Consider the following 3,392-nt stretch of genomic DNA (forward strand, 5'->3'; position numbering starts at 1 on the left):
GGGCCCGCCGGCGCGGCGGGCCCCGCGCTCCCGCGCGCGCTACGCCGCGGTGCCCATCGCCCCGGACAGGCTGTCCGTCAGGAACGACATCAGCGGCCGCACCAGCTCGGCCGGCGCGGACTCCTCGCCGAGAATGACGATCTCCGTCATCGGCAGCGTCGGCCAGGCATCGCCCGACGGCAGGATCTGCAGGCCGGGCTGCGCGAACGAACGCCCCAGCACCGTCACGCCGAGACCGCCCGCGACCGCGGCCTGGATGCCCATCAAGCTGGCCGAGGTGCACGAGGAATACCACTCGCGGCGGATCGCGTCGAGCGAGCGGATCATCACCTCGCGGTAGGTGCACGGCGGCAGCAGCAGCACCAGCGGCACCGGCTTGTCCGGGTCCGGCGGGCTGTTCTTGCCGCTCATCCACACCAGCGGCTCGCGCCAGATCACGCGGCCGCGCTGGGCGCTGCCGTCCTTCTTGGCGATCACCACGTCGAGCCTGCCGTCGTCGTAGGCGGCCAGCAGGTCGCAGCTCAGGCCGGTGCGCAGCTCCAGGTGCATGTCCGGGTAGAGCCGCCGGAAACGCGCCAGCAGCGCGGGAAGCTGCATCGGCACGAAATCCTCGGCAATGCCCAGGCGCAGGTTGCCGGCGGCCGGCGGATCGGTCAGCGCGCGCACCGCCACGTCGTTGAGCTCCAGGATGCGGCGCGCCATCACCAGCAGTTGCTCGCCCTCGCGCGTCAGGCTCAGCGCGCGGCTGGTGCGGTGGAACAGCTTGCGCCCGAGCAGCTCCTCCAGGCGCAGGATCTTCTGGCTGACGGCCGACTGCGAGCGGCGCACCACCTCGGCGGCGGCGGTGAAGCCGCCCGTCTCCGCCACCGCGACGAAGGCGCGCAGCAGGTCTATTTCCAGGTCAGGGCGCATGGCATCGAGTCGATTCAGTCGAATTTCAGATTGTTGGGATTAAAAGTATTCGATTGCCTGATGAAAGGCAAGCGCATACCATCCTCGCCGATGCTCCCGAACCACCCTCGAAAACCAGCAAGCACCAGATGAAACTCTCGACCATCGCCCGCACCCGCTACACCACCAAGGCCTTCGACCCGGAGCGCCGCGTCCCGCAGGAAACCATCGACGACCTGCTCACGATGCTGCGCCACAGCCCGTCCTCCGTGAACTCGCAGCCGTGGCACTTCGTGGTGGCCGGCACGCCCGAAGGCAAGGCGCGCGTCGCCAAGGGCCTGCATGGCGGCTTTGCCTACAACGAGCGCAAGGCGCTCGACGCCTCGCACGTGATCGTGCTGTGCGCGCGCACCGGCATCCCCGACGCGCACCTGGAAAACATCCTCGAGCAGGAAGAGCGCGACGGCCGCTTCCCGCTGCCCGACGCCAAGGCCGGCCAGCGCAAGGGCCGGCTCGGCTACGTCAACCTGCACCGCTACGACCAGAAGGACCTGCAGCACTGGATGGAAAAGCAGACCTACCTCGCGCTGGGCACGCTGCTGTTCGGCGCCGCCACGCTGGGCGTGGACGCCACGCCGATGGAAGGCTTCGATTTCCGCCTGCTCGACGAAGAGCTCGGCCTGCGCGAGAAGGGCTTCACCAGCGTCGTGCTGGTCGCGCTCGGCTACCGCAGCGACAAGGACTTCAACGCCAAGCTGCCGAAGTCGCGGCTACCCGCGCAGACCGTGCTGTCGTTCATCTGAGCGCCGCGTACCCCGATCGAACGACGCCGTGCCGCCGCGCGCCCGCATGCCGGCGCTGCGCCGGCATGCGGGCGGCGGCACCCGCTTACGCCATGCCTTATATCAGTCTTTAATTATTTTTTGATTCGTTCGGCGAAATTTCTACCAGCCTTGTCCCGGCGGAAATAGCCTCATTGAAAAGGCGCCTCTTTAATTCATGGCGCCGCTTTTCCCGCCACCGCTGCTTTGTCTTGCTTTGTATTGATTGTTAATACAGGTGCATTGCAATACCACCACCGCCGCGGACCGCGGCAATCCGCCGAAAACCAGACCGGACGCGCTTTCCGGCGCTTTGGCATCCAGCGCATGCCCGCTGCCGCCGGGCCGGAACGCGGCATTGCCGCTTGGACCGGCGTCGCATGGAAACGACGCCAAGCGGAAATTCACCGCCGATCGATGCCATGCGGTTCAATTTTTCCGCACATTGCGACGATAATCCCCCTGCCGAATTTCCCCGATCATGCCCCGCCTTTCCCAATGCGGGAATGACCGGTTCTTTACCGCTTGCGCATCGCCCGGCATTCCGGATTTCCGGAATTCGTCTTTCCGGGTTTCCGGAAACCGCAATCCATCAAGACACAAGGCCGGCGCGCGTGCGCCGGCATGCAACCCACGGTGACGACATGACCTTGCCGAAAGGCCTGTTTCTCGCGCTGGCGCTTTCCGCTGCCCTGCTGGGGTGCGGCGGCGGCGGCGAAGACGCGCCCGCCGCAACTCCAGCCGCCGGCGTGCCCGCCGCGCCCGGATCGCCCGCGCCCACCGCTCCCGCCACGCCGGACCCGTCCGCGCCGGCCGTGCCGAAGAGCGCGAAGCGCGGCATTGCCTACGACCTCGCTTCGCCGGCCGATCTCGCCGCGCTGTCGCCTGGCGTGAGCTGGTGGTACAACTGGAGCCCGCGGCGCAATGCCGGCGTGCCGGCGGACTATCGCGCGCGCTACGCGATGGACTTCCTGCCGATGATGTGGAACGGCACCGAGGACACCGCCGAGGTGGAGGCCTTCCTCGCGGCCAATCCCGGCGTGCGCTACCTGCTGGTGATGAACGAGCCCAACCTCGCCGATCAGTCCAATCTCACGCCGCTGCAGGCGGCACAGCGCTGGCCGGTGTTCGAGGGCATCGCCGCGCGCACCGGCGTGCAGATCGTCGGCCCCGCCATGAACTGGGGCACGATGCCCGGTTATGCCGACCCGGTCGCGTGGCTCGACGCGTTCTACGATGCCTACCGCGCCGCCAACGGCGGCCGCGACCCGCGCATCGACTACCTGGCCTTCCACTGGTACGACTACGGCCTCGCCGGCCAGCTCGACCGGCTCGCGAAATACGGCAAGGCGTTCTGGGTCACGGAGTTCGCCAACTGGCACAGCCAGGCCGACGGCGCGCAGATCGATTCGGTGGCCAAACAGAAGGCACAGATGGCGGACATGGTGGCCATCTGCGAAGACCGCGCCGACGTGTTCCGCTATGCGTGGTTCACCGGCCGCGAGGACAACGACACCCACTTCACCAGCCTGCTCGGCGCCGATGGCCAGCTCTCCGAACTCGGCTCGTTCTACGTATCGCTGCCGTTCCACTGACCGCGCCGGCGCATGCCGCCGCACCACCGAGCCACCGAGCCAGACAACCATGCCAATCCACGCCCCCTCCCGCCGGTCCGGCCAC

3 protein-coding genes are annotated in these 3,392 nt (G+C 67.7%); 2 read left to right on the top strand and 1 reads right to left on the bottom strand.

Translation table 11 applies throughout. The features are described 5' to 3' along the window. Positions 1-39 precede the first annotated feature (39 nt). Complete coding sequence (locus K206_RS0118895) at positions 40-912, bottom strand: LysR substrate-binding domain-containing protein (RefSeq protein ID WP_020203954.1); 873 nt, start codon at positions 910-912, stop codon at positions 40-42. A gap of 128 nt (positions 913-1,040) precedes the next feature. Here K206_RS0118895 and K206_RS0118900 point away from each other — a divergent pair, with 128 nt between their 5' ends. Further along, positions 1,041-1,694 (top strand): oxygen-insensitive NAD(P)H-dependent nitroreductase NfsB, encoded by a 654-nt coding sequence (locus K206_RS0118900; RefSeq protein WP_020203955.1) that lies wholly within the window; start codon positions 1,041-1,043, stop codon positions 1,692-1,694. Positions 1,695-2,356: 662 nt separating this feature from the next. Beyond that, entirely contained in the window at positions 2,357-3,307 is a 951-nt protein-coding gene (locus K206_RS0118905) for a glycosyl hydrolase (protein ID WP_020203956.1), read from the top strand. Positions 3,308-3,392 lie beyond the last annotated feature (85 nt).

Origin of the sequence: Cupriavidus sp. WS (assembly GCF_000395345.1) — a bacterium.
Taxonomy (GTDB): Bacteria; Pseudomonadota; Gammaproteobacteria; order Burkholderiales; family Burkholderiaceae; genus Cupriavidus; species Cupriavidus basilensis_B.